We start from the raw sequence: 17,372 nt of genomic DNA, 5'->3' as shown, positions 1-17,372 counted from the left end.
TTTTTAGTTTTTGTTAAATAAAGTTTTCACTGTTCCGTCTTCTACCAGCAGCCTTTGATCTGCATCGTTGATTAGGTTTTCATTTTCTGATACTACAATGATTGTAGAAACCTGTTTCAGTTTTATAAGATACTCTTTCATTTTAGTTTTAAAAGTATCATCCATTCCTTCAAACGGGTCTTCCAGTATCAATAATTTTTTGGCGCCCACTAATGTTCTGAGCAGCAATATTTTCTTTTTGATGCTAAAGGATACTTCAGTATCCGTTTCGCTAATCCTGGTTAAAAGACCGTTGCTGAACTGGCTGGACAGGTCTTCAACCCCTATTTCTTCAGATAATTTCAGAATTTGCTCAACTGTTGTTTCATTGTGACCCAGAGCTATATTTTCATAAACGGTTTCTTTTATTATCGTCATATCTTTTAGATACAAACCAATCAGGTTTCTGAGTGAAGATTTATCGATATTTTTAAGCGGTATTTTATCAAAAAGAATACTCCCTGAAGTGGGTTCATAAAAACCGCTGATCATATTCAGAAGCATAGATTTTCCTGCTCCCAACTTACCTGAAATAACGGTAAGCGAATTTTTTTTAATTTTAAAATTAACATCTTCAAAAATTTTCTGATAATCGTTAAAAGAAAAATGTACTTCTTTGCATTCTATTTCAAAACCTCCTTTTTGAGATTCAAAATCTATCGTGCCCAATTTTTCTTCGGGCAGATTGGTAATTTTATTCAGTTTTGCCAACGCAGCGATTACATCATAATAACTTTCAAGACTTTTGATCAGTTTTTCGACAGCTGTCATAATACTTAACACTACAATTTCGGTGGCAATGAATGCACCAATGTTCAATTGCTGGTTTACTAAAAGATAAGTTCCAATCACCAGCATTACCAATGTAATGATTACTTTAAATGCAATGATCGTTTTATATTGGAAAACCAATACCTTGAAATGCTCCGTACGATTATCAAGATACTGTACTACTCTATTATCAGTTTCTGCAAGATGAATCTGCTTCTTAGAATTGAATTTGAATGTTTTTACAGATGCAGCAATATCTTCAATCCAGGAAGCCACTTCATATTTTTTATCACTTTCTTCAATACTGGATTTGATTCCGCTTTCCATTGTAAATCTGAAAATAATGACCACACAGATCACCACTAAAGCCCCAAAAACCAAAAACCAGGGATGGTAAAATGAGAGCAGCAGAATTCCAAATAAAATCTGGATCAGAGCTGTCGGAATTTCCAGTAAGATTTTTGAAATTCCCTTCTGCAGATTCTGGGTATCAAAAAAACGGTTCACAAGTTCTGGTAAATAATATTTTCTCGTTTGTGATAAATCTACTTTAGGAAGTTTTTCAGCAAAGGCAAGAGAAAATTCAACAAAAATTTTCTGCTGTATCTTCTCAATGATCTGCATTACTTTCAGCCGGAAAAAACCACTCAGCCAAGTTCCTAAAACTACAAAAGCGATCAGAATATAGATAGAAGTTGCCATCGTTGCTCCCATCACAAAACTGACAATAGATTGTATGCCCAAAGGTATGCTCAGCATCACCAAACCATTGAGGATAGCGTAAAAATAGATATTGGTAACATCTTTTTTGTCCTTGGTAATGTACTGAAACAGTTGTTTGCTGTATTTTTTTGGAGAGTTTTCCATCGATCGGTTTATTTTAAAAGATTGGTGGTTATGAAACGCAGATAATCCAGCACAAAATTTTTATGATCCTTTTTGGGGGTATGATTATCTGTAAGCTTTGGAAGATGTTCACTAAAGAAATGCTGATCATGAGCTGTTTCCAAAAGTGTACTTGCAAATGATCTGGGATAAGGAAAATCCGGTTTGGCTTCAGAAATGACTTCACCAAAAAAAGCACAAAGACTTTTCAAAGGACTGAAAACCATTTCCTTATTAATTTCATCTACTTCTTTTACCAAATAGGCTTTGCTGCTTTCTGCAATAACTATTGTATGCAGTTTTATCAGGTCATAATCTTCTATCATTGTATTGGCGTGATCCTGATGTGTAATAATGTTTAACAGTTTATCTATTTTTTCTTTAGGATCTTTTATTTCTAGCAAGCGAAACTTGGATATCAGCTCCAGGTAAGACCAATACCAGTTGAGAATATAGGTAAGAAGTTTATGTTTTGATGAAAAATACCGATAAACGGTAGCTTCTGTAGAATTGATTTTCTGTGCCAGTTTTTTAAATGTGAAGTTCTCAAATCCTGTTTCATAAATCAGCTCAATAGCATTTTTTACAATAGCTTTGCCTATTTCGCTATTTTCAGGATCTTTAAGATAAAGATTTTCGTTGACTTTAAATTTTAACTGAAATTCCATTGTAGTAATTATTATGAATACAAATATAAAACTATAATTAAAATAAGCAAAACTTATACCATTGTATCAAATACTACAATTATAATAGTAATACTATTATTTGGCATAGCTTTTGTCGCTTTTCTTAATATGAAAAACATTAAAATGGACAAGCTGAACACCATTTAAAAAGTAGGCACATTCAATTAAACAGTCAATTATGAAAAGAAATTTTTTTCCTTTAGTTTTAGCAGCAGGCTTGATAATGCTTTCCTGCAAGTCTACCGAAAAAAAACAACTAGTGAAGAAACCTGTGATCTCATACGTTATGACAAAGGAGCAGCAGGCAGCACTTACACCGGATGAAGTACTAGCGGACTTTATTGAGGGTAATAAAAGGTTTCAAACTGGCACGACTACTCTAAGAGATCACAGCTTACAGGCAAGAAAATCTGCTCCGGGACAATTTCCAAAAGCTGTAATTTTAAGTTGTCTTGATAGCCGGGTACCTGTAGAAGATGTTTTTGATCAGGGGTTGGGCGATATTTTCGTAGGAAGGGTTGCTGGCAACTTCGTAAATGAAGATCTTCTCGGGAGTATGGAATTTGCCTGTAAAGTTGCTGGTGCAAAATTAATTTTAGTAATGGGACATCAGCATTGCGGTGCAGTTAAAGGAGCTATAGATAATGTACAACTAGGTAATATAACTGCAATGCTTTCTAAAATAAAACCTGCCGTGGAAATGAGTAGAGATTTTACGGGATCAAAGACATCTAAAAATGATGAATTTGTAAAACTCGTTTCTGAGAATAATGTAAAATATGCTATAGAGCAGATTCGTGAAAAAAGCCCTATTCTTAAAGAAATGGAAGATAAAGGAGAAATAAAGATTGTAGGAGCCTTCTATCGTCTCACAGACGGAACACTTGAGTTTGTGAAATAACAGATCATACTTATGCAAGGCTGGAAATGATTTTTTCTAAGATAATTATCATTGCATTCTCAGCCTGCATTTAACAAAAAATATAACATAAATGAAAGTTTTAGGAACATTGTTATTTATTTTCTTACTGACAGGAACAATGGCAAAATCACAGCAATTAAATGAGTTTAGAACAATTAGGGAAGCTAATGAAAATCCCGAAAACACTTTGCGGTTAACCATCGTAGAGCCGGAAAAACTAGGAAACATTGATTGGTTAAAATATAAAAACCTTAAATATTTAAGTCTTAAAAACCTTCATCTCAAAGAAATCCCTAAAGAAATTGGCTCATTAACTAATTTAAAGGTTCTGGATTTGAGTGGAAATGATTTTGAAGTTTTACCACCAAGTTTTATTAAACTCAATGATTTAGAGGAGTTATTTTTAAATGATGAAAAAAACATTGATCTGTCGAAGAATGTTGATTTGATCAGTAAAATGAATAATTTGAAAATATTGCACATAGAAAATGACAAACTAAAAAAACTTCCGAATAATTTTTGGAAACTTAATCATCTTGAATCAATTTACCTAAATGGTAATCAACTAAAAGAATTTACCTTACCTAAAGAAAAAATGAATAATATCAAAAATATTTATCTTAACAACAACCTCTTTGTTCCCAGTGATATACAAAGACTAAATTCCAAGTACGGAACAATATTAAGGTTTTAATTAATTTATGAATAAACTAAGACTCAAGTGTTTTAAAATGAAGCTTTAATAACTTTTGTGGCTTTGTAAAGTTTAAAACATTTTATTATAAAAAAAACCGGACACCTGGTAGATTTAAGTGTCCGGTTTTATATCATAATCTTAGATGGTTATCCATTCAATCCCAAACTGTTATACAGCTGTACCTGCCATATTCCGAATACTTCTTTAAGCATCACAAAAGTAAATGCTGCATTATAACTGTTAGGAAATACAGTAATTTCAGTATCAATAAAATCTGAGGCTTGTGGAACAGGCTTTAATCCAAATGTATGAAACAGAGCCACAGACCTTTTCATGTGAAATCCGGAGGTAACCAGATATACATCAGAAGGAGCCAGCTGTTTTAGGATCTTGCTGGCATATTTTGCATTTTCATACGTATTCATACTTTTATCTTCTTTAATAATGTCAGCATCTGATACTCCCATCTTTTTAAAATTTTCACGGAATAATTCTGCTTCACTTGTATGGCCTCTTCCTTTTCCGGAAATTATTATTTTACAAGGCAGATTATTTTTCTTGTATTCATAGTACAGCTGATAAGCAGTTACCAATCTGGAATAAGACAATGTATGCAGCTTTTCTGCGTGCTCAAAGTCTACAACTCCACCACCCAATACAACAATAACGGGATTTTGAGGAACTCTATTTTTACTTGCAACAGGACTTACATAATTTTTCTGCAAATATCCGGAAATCAGTTTACCCAGAAAGCCATTTCCTATAAAAACGATCATCAAAACGGCAAAGAAGCCAACTCCTATTCTGAGGTTTTTGCCTTTGTTTTTTCTTTTGAGCAGAGCAATGATAACCACTGCAAGAAATACTAAAAAATAAGGTTCTGTAAAAAGCTGTACAACAAGGAATAAAAAGTCTAATAAAAATTTCATTTTCAAATAATATTGATTAATGCCGGGAGGCATAGAAACCGCAAAGATAAGGCAATTTCCTGAGCATGCTTTCCATAGCAGCAAACCATTAAAATTCTCAGGATAATTTCATCTCATTTTTTTTATTTTATATAATTATTTTATACATTTGCAACCATAAAACAACACACCTTTTAGTGTGTTAATAAAAAAACAAAATACCTACCCTAGTGAAAAAGCAGAATAGAATCGCCATTTTTATGACTGTACTCCATATATTTTTGGACAGACATTTTTGTAAAGAAAAAAGCAAAAACTCTTTACATATAAAGAAACGATTTTTCTCATAAACAGGAGAAAACCGAAGAATATTATCTTTCCTGAAGCAAATTGATATTGCAGATTAACATTCCAAAAATCTGCAAGAGACTTTTCACTGGACTTCACCAGGTACGCTCGCTTACCACTTTATCTTTCTAAAGCAAAATATATCAATGCTTTGCAATTTCATTTTCACCTCAAAAATAAGATATTTCACTGATTAATTACCGGACTCTATTTATTACAAAATCTTAAACAGATTTACGTTCAAAATTAATATTGCCTCAATGCAATATGGTTTTTAATAGGATACATTTGTCTTGTAACTTTAATACAATCAATGAAATATCAACAGTTATCAAAACATTTGTAGCTTATCTTAAAAGACCTGCTCTTTATCCTGAACTGGGCAGAAACATCAAAAAAATCATACTGATCCCTCATAATCCACTTCCCTTTCCAAAATAATCTGGTTTCTGCTCACCGTAACCAGTATTTTATCTCCTGCCTTAAAACCACATTGCTGTACCCACTTCCCTGCTATTCTTATTTCGGGGAAGTAGACTATTTTGCCATACGCTCTTGAAAATGATTTGAGGAAAACCGTAAGGTAACGATTGTTCAGTTCATTATATTTGCTGCTGGTCATTCTTCTTTTTCTTTTCATAGGTGTTATTTTTATACAAATGAAGGCATAATAAGAAGCATAAACCATCTGAGGAAAGGATATTTTATTCTGAAAGAGAGATATTTTAGAATAGTATTTATTTTAAAATAGCGCTTTATTTTTTTAATCTAAAGCTTTATATTTGTTATTATGAGTTACACAGATATGCAAAATAAAAAAATACACCAGGGTAGAAATATAAAGCGTTTCCGCGAAATGCTGGGAATCAAGCAGGAAGCATTGGCTTTTGAAATGGGCGACGACTGGAGCCAGAAGAAAATCTCCCTTTTAGAGCAAAAAGAAACCGTAGAATCTGATATTCTGGCACAGGTAGCGAAGATTTTGAAAGTTCCTGCAGAAGCGATTGAGAATTTTGATGAGGAATCAGCAATCAACATTATAGCAAATACTTTCCATGATAGCGCTGTTGCAAACACTTTTAGTGATGGCGGACAAGCAAATTTCCATTGTACTTTTAATCCTCTTGATAAAATGGTTGAGCTTTATGAACGTATGCTTCAGCAGCAGAGGGAAATGATTGAGAAGTTGGAGAGGTTGATTGAGAAGAAATAAAAAATGGCTGACGTCCATAGTAAAGAAACGAGAAGCTACAATATGAGCAAAATAAAAGGCAAAAATACCAAGCCTGAAATGCTCGTACGTAAATTTCTTTTTGCAAATGGATTTCGCTATCGTCTTCACGATAAAAAATTACCTGGTAAACCAGACATTGTTCTTCCAAAATATAAAACAGTAATATTTGTACATGGTTGTTTCTGGCATGGACATGAAGGATGCAAATACTTTGTAGTTCCAAAAACCAGAACGGAATGGTGGTTGAATAAAATTCATCAAAATATTGAAAATGATAAGAAGTCAAATATTGCATTACAAAACGAAGGCTGGAAAGTATTAATAATCTGGGAGTGTGATTTAAAAAGTAATAAAAAAGAACAAACTCTTTCAGAATTAATAAAAATAGTAAAGGGCAACAAATAAATGTGACTTAAAACACGTTGTCTTATAAGTCACATTTAAGTATTTTAGCACAGTGGAAAATATTAAACAAAAAATCGGAGACAGAATTAAAGAAGTAAGGGTTGAAAAAAAACTCTCACAGGAAGCTGTTGCTTTTAATGCAGGTATAGAAAGATCTTTTATGACTCATATTGAAAAGGGCAGAAGAAACGTTTCAATTGAAACATTAAAGAAAGTACTCACAGGTCTTGAAATTTCATTTTCTGATTTTTTTAATTCCAATTTTTTTAAGAATGTCTGAAAAATTTACATATATTGATCTTTTTGCCGGTGCGGGAGGGTTATCGGAAGGTTTTATCAGAGCCGGATATGAACCTGTTGCCCATGTTGAAATGGATAAGGCCGCATGTTATACTCTGAAAACACGTGTAGCCTATCATTATTTGAAATCTGAAAACAGATTTAATGAATACATCTCCTATCTAAAAGGAGAAATTTCAAGAAGCGAGCTTTATAATAAAGTTCCTGAAGAATTGCTTAATTCCGTTATCAATCTTCCTATAGGGGATGATCATAATGAGACTATTCACAATGAAATAGAAAAACAATTAAAAGGAAAATCAGTAGACCTTATCATTGGCGGGCCACCATGCCAGGCATATTCGCTGGCAGGCCGTGCAAGATCTTCTAATGGAATGAAGGGGGATAAAAGGAATTTCTTATATGTACAATATGCTAAATACCTGGAAATTTATCAACCTAAATTATTTGTATTTGAAAATGTATATGGTCTGTTGTCTGCAGGAAATGGCATCTATCTGGATAACATGAAAAAGCTTTTTTTGAAAAAGGGCTATGACATGAAAATATTTAAAATTGAAGCAAACAATTTTGGGGTACTTCAGAATAGAAAAAGAATTATTATTATTGGAGTAAAGCAAGACCATAAAATTGAAATTCCAAATCTTGGATCTGTAAAATTAGTATCCGGTGACAATGTTTCCTCCATTTTGGAAGATTTACCAGAAGTACAGGCAGGTGAAAATAAGGGGCATTTTACAAAATATAAAACAGAAGCCAATACCTATCTCACTTCAAGCTTTATCCGTAATGGAATAGATATCCTTACACAGCATCATGCAAGACCCCATACAGATCAGGATAAAGAAATTTATCGTATAGCTGTACAAAAATGGAATGAGAATAAAGAAAGGTTAAGCTATAACGATCTTCCGGAAAGGTTAAAGACTCATAAAAACCGTAAATCTTTTTTTGACCGTTTTAAAATAGTAGCATCAGATCAACCCTTTTCACAGACAGTTGTTGCTCACATTGCAAAAGACGGACATTATTATATACATCCGGATGTTAATCAGAATCGTTCTCTTACTGTGAGGGAAGCCGCACGATTACAGTCTTTTCCTGATGATTATTTTTTTGAAGGAATTAAGGATGGTAACGCAAGAACTCCTGCTTTTAAACAAATTGGCAATGCCGTACCACCACTGATGGCGTATGGGATTGCAAAAAAAATAATAGAACTATTATGATAAATGTAGAAGAAAAGCCAATTGCTTCTTTTGAATATAAAGTTCAAAAAAACTCCGTATTTAAGCTAGATCTGGCAAATGTAACAGGAGAAATTATAAAAAAAATTGATTCTCCATCTAATGGGCAAATTACCTTGGATGAATATAATTTATATTATTCTCCAAATGCTGCTTTTATAGGTAAAGAAGAAATCACAATTTATGGTGATAATAAGACGTTTAAAATAATATTTGATGTTGTATCAACATTTAAACCTAAAGCACATATTTTAATTTTATTAGGAGAAGAGTTGATAAAAAGTAGCGTAATGGCTATTTATGAATTAATTAAAAATAGTTATGATGCTGACTCAAAAGGTGCATTTGTTAAATTTGAAAACATCGAAGATTTAGAAAAAGCTTCAATAACAATTACCGACTCAGGAACAGGGATAACAAAAGAAGTACTTGAAGAAGTTTGGTTTGAGCCAGGAACAGACTTTAGAAAACCTCTCAATTCTGACGGTTCCAGAAAAATTAAAAGGAGTCCTATTTTTTGGAGAGTCCCGATGGGAGAAAAAGGAGTTGGTCGTTTTGCAGTTCATAAATTAGGACATACAATTAAATTAATAAGTCGTCCTGCAGAGATAATTCTTGATGAAGTTGGTAAAGCTAAATCAATAAATTTATTAGATTATGAAGTTGTGGTCGAAATTGACTGGAGATCCTATTCACAAAGTAAATATCTTGAAGATGTAAAAATTAATTGGGAAGTTAAGAAAAACTCTGAAACCTTTCACTTCAAAAATTCACATGGAACAGAAATTATTATAGGAAATCTTAAGGAACCTTGGAGCCGTGGTATGGCGAGACAACTTAAACGTCAAACAATCTCAATGTTATCACCTAAAAATGATCCAAATAAATTTGATATTAAACTTGACTTTGGCAACTGGTGGTTAAATGATTTTCCTAGTATTGAAGAAGCTTTAAAGTCTGCACCTTACAAACTTACAGTATTGGTTGAAGAGAATTATGATATGACTTTTGAGTACAATTTTGCTCTATCTAATAATGAAGAAATCGGAACTCGTTCAATAGATGCTAAGAGCAATGATCTTCAAAGTAAACAGAAATATAAATGGAATATCAAAGGAACCTTAAAACCATACTATAAAGAATATCTTCTGAAAAAAGAATACAATCAGGAGGAAATTAATACTTTTCTAGAAAAATATGATTCCAATGAAAATATAATTCCATTTGGTTCTTTCATGCTCGAATTATATTCTTATGATTTAGATTCTGTATCATTACGTGATTATACTCTATCTCCATCCTTTATAAAAAGTATTTTAAGAGAGCATTCAGGTATAAAAGTATTTAAACAAGATTTAAGAATTTTTGATTATGGAGATCCTGGTAACGATTGGTTGGGGCTGGATATTAAAAGGGTAAATAATAAAACTTGGTTTTCCAATAATCAAAATATTGGATTTATTTATTTAGATGATGAAAAGTCTAGTTCCCTTATTGAGAAAACAAATCGAGAAGGATTCATTAATAATTATTCTTTTGATTTTCTTGTGGTTTTACTCGAATTTATACTAAATGAGTTTAAATCTGAAAGAACTTCAGATAGGGAAAGATGGTTGAAATTTAATAAAAAAGGAGCAGAAGGATCATTAGAACAACAATTAGATGCTTTTAAAGAAATAGTTAATAATGTTGATTTTTCTAATGAGGAGAAAAAACAGTTGGTGTTACGAGAAGCTGAAAAGATAGAGGAACGATATGCCCAAGATAAAGAAACATTATTGATTCCTGCTGGAGTTGGGATGACAGCTTCTTTTGCAATGCATGAAATAGAAAAATTGGTTCCACGAATGGAAGAAACTATTAGGGAATATCCAATTGATGTAGCAACAATAGAAGATCAAGTACTTGAATTAAAAGATTATGTAGAAGGAATAGTATCAATTGTTAAAAAAGGCAGTGACAAACCTATTTCTTTAACCGAAAGTATTGACCAAGCACTTAAAAATTATGCTACGAGATTAGCTAATCATAAAATAAACATAAATTTAGATTATGATCCAAATATTGAAACCATAAAATGTGATAAAAGGCTTTTTATCACAATGTTAATGAACCTTATTGATAATAGTATTTATTGGATCGATACCATTTATAAAAAAGATAAAGGAATTTATATAAAAACTGAAAAAACAAATGAAAAAGTTACTATTTTATTTGTTGATAACGGTCCCGGATTCAAAGACAATATTGAAGACATTGTCCGTCCTTTCTTCTCACGAAAAGAAGGAGGTATAGGAATAGGAATGTATCTCGTTGATACAGTTATGATGAAATATGGTAAACTTAATATTATTTATGATAGTGAAATTTTAAAAGATAGGAATGTTCCTGGAAGTTATACAGGAGCAGCAGTTGAACTGGTTTTTAACAAAATTAATTAGAAAATTATGTTTATAGATGATTTAGCCGGGCCTGATATTGTAGTCATAGATGATACAGAAAGAGAAGTAAAAAGTCTTTTAGAAGCATTAGGAGAAAGAGGTATAAATACAGAATATATTAAAGTAGATCTCGCTGGAAATATGCCCGAACATAAACCTATAAATTCTTTTAAGCTAATGTTTCTAGATCTCAATTATAATACTGGAATTGGATCAACTTTTGATGCGGAATATTGTGCAGAATTAGTCTCTCGTATCGTACCAAAAGATAAGCAGTACTATTTAGTAACTTGGAGTAAAGATGTTGATAAAACAGAATCTGTAGTTGAAGTTTTAAGAGAATATAATGTTGCGCCTGTAAAATATTCAAGCAAACTTAAAGAAAAATATAGAACTGGTGATGATACCTATAATATTGATGTTTTACTTGAAGAACTCAATAATGAGTTTAACAAAATTATCAAACTTGATGAATTCTATGGGGAAATTATTGAAATTGATGAAAATTCAATTTTAGTAAATTGTTTACTTAATGAAGAAAAAGGTGTTTATCAAATAAGAAAATTTGATTTAATTCCATTCACAGATTATATTAGCTTGGAAGTGGGAGCTATCATTTTAATTCGCTCAACAACCAAACCAGGTAGCAGACTATTTGAATTTTTTAATGAATCTAATGATAAAAAAGAGTTGTTCAAAAAGCCTAATTATTTTGAAGGATTAGATAACTCCAGGTTTTTCACGGAAAAATAAAACTAATAACCTTATGAAGATTACATTTAAAGATGTCGGTCAAGGAGATTCCATAATTATAGAATGGAATGATGAAGGTGTAAATAAAGTCGGTATAATCGATTGTAAAAAGAAAGGAAATTCAAATCCAGTTGTTAAACATTTAGAAGAAAAAAAATATTCAGAAATAGAGTTTATTATTTTGTCTCATCCCCATCTCGATCATTATTCTGGTTTTTTAGAACTATTTGAATATATTGAATCGAATTATATTACAGTAAATTTATTCGGTAATACATTGAAAGATATTGGTCCAGGCTATTGGGAATGGTTTGAAGTATCTCCTGAGGATTCTCGTATTTTGGCAGATATAGTTAGAAAGTCCGAAGTGCTAAGTAATTCAGGCTTATTGAAAAAACACTTTTATGTTAGTGAATTTGTTAGATTACCAATAAAAGGTATTGAAATGCATGCATTATCTCCTTCTCATCTTGAAATAAAAGCTTATCAAAACGACGTCCAATTTGATGCCATAATTAATAAAAAGCAAGCAAGCAAAGCTGCAAACTATCTTTCATCATTATTTTATATAAAAAAAGGCGACTCTCTAATCTTACTTACATCAGATGTTGAAAAAATCACATTTGATAGAATCTATAGTGAAGGAAGTCTAAACGATCATTTATTTTGCTTATGTCAAGCACCCCATCATGGATCTTACAATAATTATCACGACAATTTTTGGAATAATTTAAAAACTGTTGATGGAAAAAATGTCGTTTTTTCATCTGGAATGAATGAAAAATACAAGCACCCTCATTTAATTACAGTTAAATCATTTGCTAACAATGGTTATAGAATAAATCCCACCAATATTGTATATGGAATTCAAGAATTTCTTGATGAGATAGATAATAAAACACTTATTCTTGATACAATTAGTGAAATTGATGAGGAATCAATTACTGGAGGAGACAAGATTTTTACATTCTAAGAAAAATTATATCAATGATTTTTAGTATAAGAAAAATAAATTTATCCTCTTATAGTATTCTATTAGAAAATTTTATTAATTAAAAATTTTCGTAACTACAAAGTACATAATGAATTTAAAAAGAGATATATTTGAAACCATCTAAATTAATATTATAACACTCTACCTCTTCAAACCTTAAACTTATCTTAAAATCCTCCTCCCCAACTCCTTATTATCAATATTTTTCATACATTCACATGATTTTATAAAAGCACATTGAAAGCTCGTATTTACTACTATTTTCAATCATTACATTGAAAAAAGATCAATTAATGATAACAAAACAAGGATAGTTTTCAATTAAAAGCACAATCAGAGATATGTTGAAAAATTTTAGAACCGTTCGTTTTTTACTACTTCTTCCGCTTACCTTTTTTGCGTTCGGTTTCCGCCCTCCCGGCAATGAAGAAGAAAAGATGCAGATCATCATGGTCAATACCAAGAATATTTTGTCTTACCTGCATTACAGCCCCAAACCTATTAATGATGCGTATTCAAAAGAAGTGTATAAGCAGTATTTTGAATCAATAGATCCTACAAAAACCTATTTCCTGCAATCTGATATGGATGAGTTTCGTAAATATGAAACCAAACTGGACGATTATCTGAACACCGGAGATCTGACTTTTTATAAACTGACCGTGGATAAATTGTCTCAAAGGATTGATGAAATTGATACAATGACCAAAGACATTTTCAGTAAACCCATTAATCTGGAAGAAGATGAAATACTGACTTTGGAACCTAAACTAAAAAATGCACCTGCCAACAAGCAGCAGCAATATAATGAATGGCGGAAATATGTAAAATACAATATTCTTCAGGAAATAGAATCCCTGAACAGGAAAAGCGAAAAAAAGAAGGATAATTCTACCAATGAAGAAAACAGCAGCAAGCCCAAAATACTCAGCCAGGATGAAAAGATAAAAAAAGCGACAGAAAACGTTAAAGATCTTCTGGAAGAAAAATTTATCAGATTCAGGAAAAGGCAAAAAATGGATTCGTTTACTGTGTATATGAATGCGTATACTCATATTTTTGATCCGCATACCAATTATTATTCACCGCAGGGAAGGAAGGATTTTGAAATGGACTTCAAAGGAAAAATAATCGGGATAGGTGCAGTGATTCAGGAAAAGAAAGGAAGCCTTTATATCGGAACATTATCCATTGGAGCTCCCGCATGGAAGACCAAGCAGCTTACGGAAGGTGATAAGATCTTAAAAATAAAATCTACGCCCGATACGGAACCTGTCAATGTTGTGGATATGCTTTCCGGCGAAGCCATCAAATTAATCAGAGGGGAAAAAGGAACGCCCATTACTTTAACGGTACAGAAAAAAGACGGAACGATTCAGGAGGTAACCATGAACCGTGAAGAAATATCGATTGAAGATACTTTCGCTAAAAGTATTATCGTAAATGCATCCGATAAGAAATACGGCCTTATCAATTTACCTAAGTTCAATGCGGATTTTGAAGACAAAGACGGAAGAAATGCATCTGATGATATTAAAAATGAAATTATCAAACTTAAAGAGCAAAATATTCAGGGAATTGTTCTTGATCTTAGAGGTAATTCCGGTGGTTCTTTAACAGAAGTTGGTGATATTATGGGGCTTTTCATGGATGCAGGCCCTTATGTGCAGGTGAAAGACGGAAATGGAAAGATTACCACTTTAAAAAATAAAAATGAAGCGCCCATCTGGAAAGGTCCACTTGTAATTCTACAGAATGAACTGTCTGCTTCTGCGGCAGAAATTTTAGCCGGTGTGATGCAGGATTACGGAAGAGCGGTTATCATGGGATCTCCTGTATCCTATGGAAAAGGAACCGTACAGGTATTTGTAGATCTGAACAGGTTTTTAAATACGGAAGAAGATTTTGGTTCTGTAAAGCTAACTATTCAGAAATATTATAGGATCACCGGAGAGTCTACACAGAGAAAAGGAGTAAGCTCAGATATCCCGATGAAAGATATCTTTTCTTATGCAGAGATAGGTGAAAAATATGATGACTACGCATTGGCCTGGGATAAAATACCGGGAACAACCTTCAATAAACAAAACTTTCTCAATATTCAGGCTTTGCAGAAAGTAAGTGCAGAGAGAATTGCTAAAAATGATAATTATAAACTGTTACTTGAGTATGCCCAATGGAGAGAAAATCTGGGGAAAGAAAAAACAGTGCCTTTAAGCATTCAGAAATACAGCGGACTGATGAAGCAGAGAAAAACTGAGGATGATAAATTCAAAATATTAAAAACATGGGAAAATGGTCTTACATTCACGATGTATCCAAAGGATATTGAAAGAGAGAAAAACGATGCCGCATTCAAAAGCAAATCTGAGGCATGGATTAAAAATCTTCAGAAAGATCTCTATCTGCGGGAAGCCATCAATATAGTTGAAGATTGGGAAGTAAGATCTTAAGCCTATTTCTCCTATAAAAATTCAAAGCTCAACAATGTATCACCTTATACTGTTGAGCTTTTTTCATTACAATCAAAAATTTATTACAAAATATTTGCGTAGCTAAATAACTACACATATATTTGTAGTCAAATAACTACACGATGAATTTAAGAAGAGATGTATTTCAGGCGATAGCAGATCCTACAAGACGGTCTATATTGATGCTGGTGGCGGCACAATCGATGACAGCGGGAGCCATTGCTTCCAATTTTGATACGGCAAGACCTACCGTTTCAAAGCATCTTCAGATCCTTACAGAATGTGAACTGCTGAGATCTGAACAAAACGGCAGAGAAATTATCTATCATCTGAATCCCAATAAAATGAAAGAAATAGCCGATTTTATAGAACCCTTCCGCAACATGTGGGATGAGAAATTCAACAAGCTGGAAAGTGTGATGAAAGCTTTTCAGAACTTGAAAAAAGAGTAATAAAAGATAATAGACGAAGAGATGAGAGACCATGGATGTCAAAGTTTAAATTGTGAACACCAGTGTCAATAGTGAATTTTGCTTTGCAAATGAATCGTCAATGAGCAGTGAAAGGATAACAACATTAAACTTTAAACCTTGAACTCTCCCACTCTCAAACTCTCAAACTTAAACACCACTCAAAATATGGAACTTAAAACAAAAATTCAGGCAGAAGACGGCAAACAGGAAATTTTCATCATCAGAGAATTTGATCTTCCTGTAGAACTTCTTTTCAAAGCGTATACAGAAGCTGAATTGTTCGAACAATGGATGGGAACGAAAGTAACCCAATTCGAAAACAAACAGCACGGAAGTTATCGCTTCGAAACGTCAAACCCTCAGGGCGATGTAGTTTTCAGTGCCAATGGAACTATTCATGACATTGTTCAGAATGAAAAAATTATAAGAACTTTCCAGATGGAAAACATCCCATTTCCGGCTCAGATGGAGTTTTTAACATTTGAAAAATTAACGGATACCACCAGCAAAATCACGATCCAGACCATTTATAAATCTGCAGACTTCAGAGATCAGCACCTGAAAATGCCTTTTGCACAGGGTATTAATATGGCGCATAACCGTTTGCAGGAATTGTTAGGTGAAAGGCAGCAGGTAGCAGATAATAGGTGATACCAGAATTTGATACAAGATACGAGGTTTATATACTATCCTGAATAACTCAAACCTCTCCCACTCTAATACTCTCAAACCCTAAAACATACCACACAATGAATCCAAAAGTTAATTTTTTCTTCGAAAACGCCGGACAATGGCAGGAAGAATTTGAAAAATTAAGAACTATTGCCCTGAGTACAGAGCTTACAGAAGATTTAAAATGGGGCTGTCCCTGTTATACTTATGAAGGGAAGAATATTTTCCTGATCCACGGTTTTAAGAAATACTGTGCCCTTCTCTTCTTCAAAGGTGCTTTAATGAAAGATCCTGACAATATCCTGATTCAGCAGTCTAAAAACGTACAGGCAGCAAGACAGATCCGCTTTACAGAGCTAGCGCAAATCAATGATCTGGAGGAAGTTCTTCGCTCGTATATGTTTGAAGCCGTTGAAATAGAAGAATCAGGCGCTAAAGTGGAAATGAAGAAAACAAAAGAGTTTGAAATAGCTGAGGAATTTCAGGAGAAGCTGGATCAAAATCCTGCATTACAGGAAGCTTTCCAAGCATTAACTCCCGGAAGACAAAGAGCCTATCTACTCCACTTTTCTTCTGCCAAACAGTCCAAAACCCGTGAAGCCCGCATTGAAAAATGTATCCCACAAATCATGGAAGGAATAGGATTAAACAACTAACTATAAAAACAGATCATGAACACACCACAACCATCACAAAAAAGAACAAAGATCATCTATTGGATATTCACACTTTGGATGGCTCTGGGAATGGTTTCCACGGCCATTGTCCAGCTGATGAAAAACAAAGATGAGCTGGTCAATTTTACCAATCTCGGCTATCCTTCTTATCTGATGACCATTATCGGAGTATGGAAAATTCTGGGCGTTATTGCGATCTTAATTCCTAAACGTTTACTGTTAAAGAATGGGCGTATGCAGGCTTTTTCTTTGTTATGTCAGGCGCTGTAATTTCCCATCTTATCGTGGGTGACACAGCAGGAAGAACTTTTCCGGCAGTATTATTATTGGTACTGGTCATTATTTCCTGGTACTTCAGACCGGCAGAAAGAAAAATCACTATTATTGATTAATGTTTTAAGATTAAAATGAATAAATTTTATCGCAGATAAAATCCTAGTGTC

General features: G+C 32.9%; 17 protein-coding genes and 1 pseudogene. 14 read left to right on the top strand and 4 right to left on the bottom strand.

Going from position 1 to position 17,372, the window contains the following annotated elements; translation table 11 throughout:
• Positions 1 to 3 precede the first annotated feature (3 nt).
• On the bottom strand, positions 4 to 1,677 hold the full coding sequence (locus BW946_RS02645) for a peptidase domain-containing ABC transporter (protein ID WP_076594685.1): 1,674 nt from the start codon (positions 1,675 to 1,677) through the stop codon (positions 4 to 6).
• 8 nt (positions 1,678 to 1,685) lie between these two features.
• Positions 1,686 to 2,363, bottom strand: coding sequence for a TetR/AcrR family transcriptional regulator (locus tag BW946_RS02640; RefSeq protein ID WP_076594684.1), 678 nt, complete (start codon positions 2,361 to 2,363; stop codon positions 1,686 to 1,688).
• A 199-nt stretch (positions 2,364 to 2,562) separates the two neighbouring features.
• Between BW946_RS02640 and BW946_RS02635 the strand changes: the two genes are divergently transcribed.
• Positions 2,563 to 3,285: a carbonic anhydrase family protein gene (locus tag BW946_RS02635; protein WP_076594683.1), complete on the top strand. Its 723-nt coding sequence runs from the start codon at positions 2,563 to 2,565 to the stop codon at positions 3,283 to 3,285.
• A 91-nt stretch (positions 3,286 to 3,376) separates the two neighbouring features.
• Positions 3,377 to 4,000: a leucine-rich repeat domain-containing protein gene (locus tag BW946_RS02630; protein WP_076594682.1), complete on the top strand. Its 624-nt coding sequence runs from the start codon at positions 3,377 to 3,379 to the stop codon at positions 3,998 to 4,000.
• 149 nt (positions 4,001 to 4,149) lie between these two features.
• Here the strand turns inward: BW946_RS02630 and BW946_RS02625 are convergent, their stop codons facing one another.
• Positions 4,150 to 4,932: a YdcF family protein gene (locus tag BW946_RS02625; protein ID WP_076594832.1), complete on the bottom strand. Its 783-nt coding sequence runs from the start codon at positions 4,930 to 4,932 to the stop codon at positions 4,150 to 4,152.
• Between the two features lie 727 nt (positions 4,933 to 5,659).
• Entirely contained in the window at positions 5,660 to 5,899 is a 240-nt protein-coding gene (locus BW946_RS02620; protein WP_076594681.1) for a SymE family type I addiction module toxin, read from the bottom strand.
• A gap of 150 nt (positions 5,900 to 6,049) precedes the next feature.
• Here BW946_RS02620 and BW946_RS02615 point away from each other — a divergent pair, with 150 nt between their 5' ends.
• The 12 genes and pseudogenes from BW946_RS02615 (at position 6,050) to BW946_RS02560 (ending at position 17,321) form a co-directional block, all read left to right on the top strand.
• Entirely contained in the window at positions 6,050 to 6,472 is a 423-nt protein-coding gene (locus tag BW946_RS02615) for a helix-turn-helix transcriptional regulator (protein ID WP_076594680.1), read from the top strand.
• Between the two features lie 3 nt (positions 6,473 to 6,475).
• Positions 6,476 to 6,898, top strand: a complete 423-nt coding sequence (locus BW946_RS02610; RefSeq protein WP_076594679.1) for a very short patch repair endonuclease — start codon at positions 6,476 to 6,478, stop codon at positions 6,896 to 6,898.
• Positions 6,899 to 6,950: 52 nt separating this feature from the next.
• Positions 6,951 to 7,178 carry a helix-turn-helix domain-containing protein gene (locus tag BW946_RS02605; RefSeq protein ID WP_076594678.1) on the top strand — a complete coding sequence of 76 codons (228 nt, stop codon included), beginning with the start codon at positions 6,951 to 6,953 and terminating at the stop codon, positions 7,176 to 7,178.
• The gene (locus BW946_RS02600; protein WP_076594677.1) at positions 7,171 to 8,427 is read left to right on the top strand and encodes a DNA cytosine methyltransferase; all 1,257 of its coding nucleotides are present in this window, start codon (positions 7,171 to 7,173) and stop codon (positions 8,425 to 8,427) included. Before BW946_RS02605 ends, BW946_RS02600 begins: the two co-directional genes overlap by 8 nt.
• Positions 8,424 to 10,886: a sensor histidine kinase gene (locus tag BW946_RS02595; RefSeq protein WP_076594676.1), complete on the top strand. Its 2,463-nt coding sequence runs from the start codon at positions 8,424 to 8,426 to the stop codon at positions 10,884 to 10,886. The genes BW946_RS02600 and BW946_RS02595 overlap by 4 nt, the downstream gene beginning before the upstream one ends.
• Before the next feature lie 6 nt (positions 10,887 to 10,892).
• On the top strand, positions 10,893 to 11,639 hold the full coding sequence (locus BW946_RS02590; protein ID WP_076594675.1) for a hypothetical protein: 747 nt from the start codon (positions 10,893 to 10,895) through the stop codon (positions 11,637 to 11,639).
• A 13-nt stretch (positions 11,640 to 11,652) separates the two neighbouring features.
• The gene (locus tag BW946_RS02585) at positions 11,653 to 12,612 is read left to right on the top strand and encodes a ComEC/Rec2 family competence protein (protein WP_076594674.1); all 960 of its coding nucleotides are present in this window, start codon (positions 11,653 to 11,655) and stop codon (positions 12,610 to 12,612) included.
• Between the two features lie 362 nt (positions 12,613 to 12,974).
• Positions 12,975 to 15,086: a carboxy terminal-processing peptidase gene (locus BW946_RS02580; protein WP_076594673.1), complete on the top strand. Its 2,112-nt coding sequence runs from the start codon at positions 12,975 to 12,977 to the stop codon at positions 15,084 to 15,086.
• 143 nt (positions 15,087 to 15,229) lie between these two features.
• The gene (locus BW946_RS02575) at positions 15,230 to 15,559 is read left to right on the top strand and encodes an ArsR/SmtB family transcription factor (protein ID WP_076594672.1); all 330 of its coding nucleotides are present in this window, start codon (positions 15,230 to 15,232) and stop codon (positions 15,557 to 15,559) included.
• Between the two features lie 186 nt (positions 15,560 to 15,745).
• Positions 15,746 to 16,231 carry an SRPBCC domain-containing protein gene (locus BW946_RS02570; protein ID WP_076594671.1) on the top strand — a complete coding sequence of 162 codons (486 nt, stop codon included), beginning with the start codon at positions 15,746 to 15,748 and terminating at the stop codon, positions 16,229 to 16,231.
• A gap of 98 nt (positions 16,232 to 16,329) precedes the next feature.
• A complete protein-coding gene (locus BW946_RS02565; protein ID WP_076594670.1) occupies positions 16,330 to 16,908 on the top strand; it encodes a YdeI/OmpD-associated family protein in 579 nt (192 codons plus the stop codon).
• 15 nt (positions 16,909 to 16,923) lie between these two features.
• Positions 16,924 to 17,321: pseudogene (locus BW946_RS02560) on the top strand (DoxX family protein).
• Positions 17,322 to 17,372: the final 51 nt, after the last annotated feature.

The sequence above is a fragment of the Chryseobacterium sp. RU33C genome, assembly GCF_900156015.1.
Classification (GTDB): Bacteria; Bacteroidota; Bacteroidia; order Flavobacteriales; family Weeksellaceae; genus Chryseobacterium; species Chryseobacterium candidae.
Note: the sequence above shows the minus strand (reverse complement) of the source record. Positions and strands in the feature narration are given on the sequence as shown.

What these genes read in the sequence shown, in the direction of transcription:
- BW946_RS02630 (WP_076594682.1), top strand. Translation starts at nt 3,377, where the DNA reads ATGAAAGTTTTAGGAACATTGTTATTTATTTTCTTACTGACAGGAACA.
- BW946_RS02615 (WP_076594680.1), top strand. Translation starts at nt 6,050, where the DNA reads ATGAGTTACACAGATATGCAAAATAAAAAAATACACCAGGGTAGAAAT.
- BW946_RS02610 (WP_076594679.1), top strand. Translation starts at nt 6,476, where the DNA reads ATGGCTGACGTCCATAGTAAAGAAACGAGAAGCTACAATATGAGCAAA.
- BW946_RS02590 (WP_076594675.1), top strand. Translation starts at nt 10,893, where the DNA reads ATGTTTATAGATGATTTAGCCGGGCCTGATATTGTAGTCATAGATGAT.
- BW946_RS02640 (WP_076594684.1), bottom strand. Translation starts at nt 2,363, where the DNA reads ATGGAATTTCAGTTAAAATTTAAAGTCAACGAAAATCTTTATCTTAAA.
- BW946_RS02565 (WP_076594670.1), top strand. Translation starts at nt 16,330, where the DNA reads ATGAATCCAAAAGTTAATTTTTTCTTCGAAAACGCCGGACAATGGCAG.
- BW946_RS02595 (WP_076594676.1), top strand. Translation starts at nt 8,424, where the DNA reads ATGATAAATGTAGAAGAAAAGCCAATTGCTTCTTTTGAATATAAAGTT.
- BW946_RS02600 (WP_076594677.1), top strand. Translation starts at nt 7,171, where the DNA reads ATGTCTGAAAAATTTACATATATTGATCTTTTTGCCGGTGCGGGAGGG.
- BW946_RS02645 (WP_076594685.1), bottom strand. Translation starts at nt 1,677, where the DNA reads ATGGAAAACTCTCCAAAAAAATACAGCAAACAACTGTTTCAGTACATT.
- BW946_RS02620 (WP_076594681.1), bottom strand. Translation starts at nt 5,899, where the DNA reads ATGAAAAGAAAAAGAAGAATGACCAGCAGCAAATATAATGAACTGAAC.
- BW946_RS02575 (WP_076594672.1), top strand. Translation starts at nt 15,230, where the DNA reads ATGAATTTAAGAAGAGATGTATTTCAGGCGATAGCAGATCCTACAAGA.
- BW946_RS02635 (WP_076594683.1), top strand. Translation starts at nt 2,563, where the DNA reads ATGAAAAGAAATTTTTTTCCTTTAGTTTTAGCAGCAGGCTTGATAATG.
- BW946_RS02585 (WP_076594674.1), top strand. Translation starts at nt 11,653, where the DNA reads ATGAAGATTACATTTAAAGATGTCGGTCAAGGAGATTCCATAATTATA.
- BW946_RS02570 (WP_076594671.1), top strand. Translation starts at nt 15,746, where the DNA reads ATGGAACTTAAAACAAAAATTCAGGCAGAAGACGGCAAACAGGAAATT.
- BW946_RS02625 (WP_076594832.1), bottom strand. Translation starts at nt 4,932, where the DNA reads ATGAAATTTTTATTAGACTTTTTATTCCTTGTTGTACAGCTTTTTACA.
- BW946_RS02580 (WP_076594673.1), top strand. Translation starts at nt 12,975, where the DNA reads ATGTTGAAAAATTTTAGAACCGTTCGTTTTTTACTACTTCTTCCGCTT.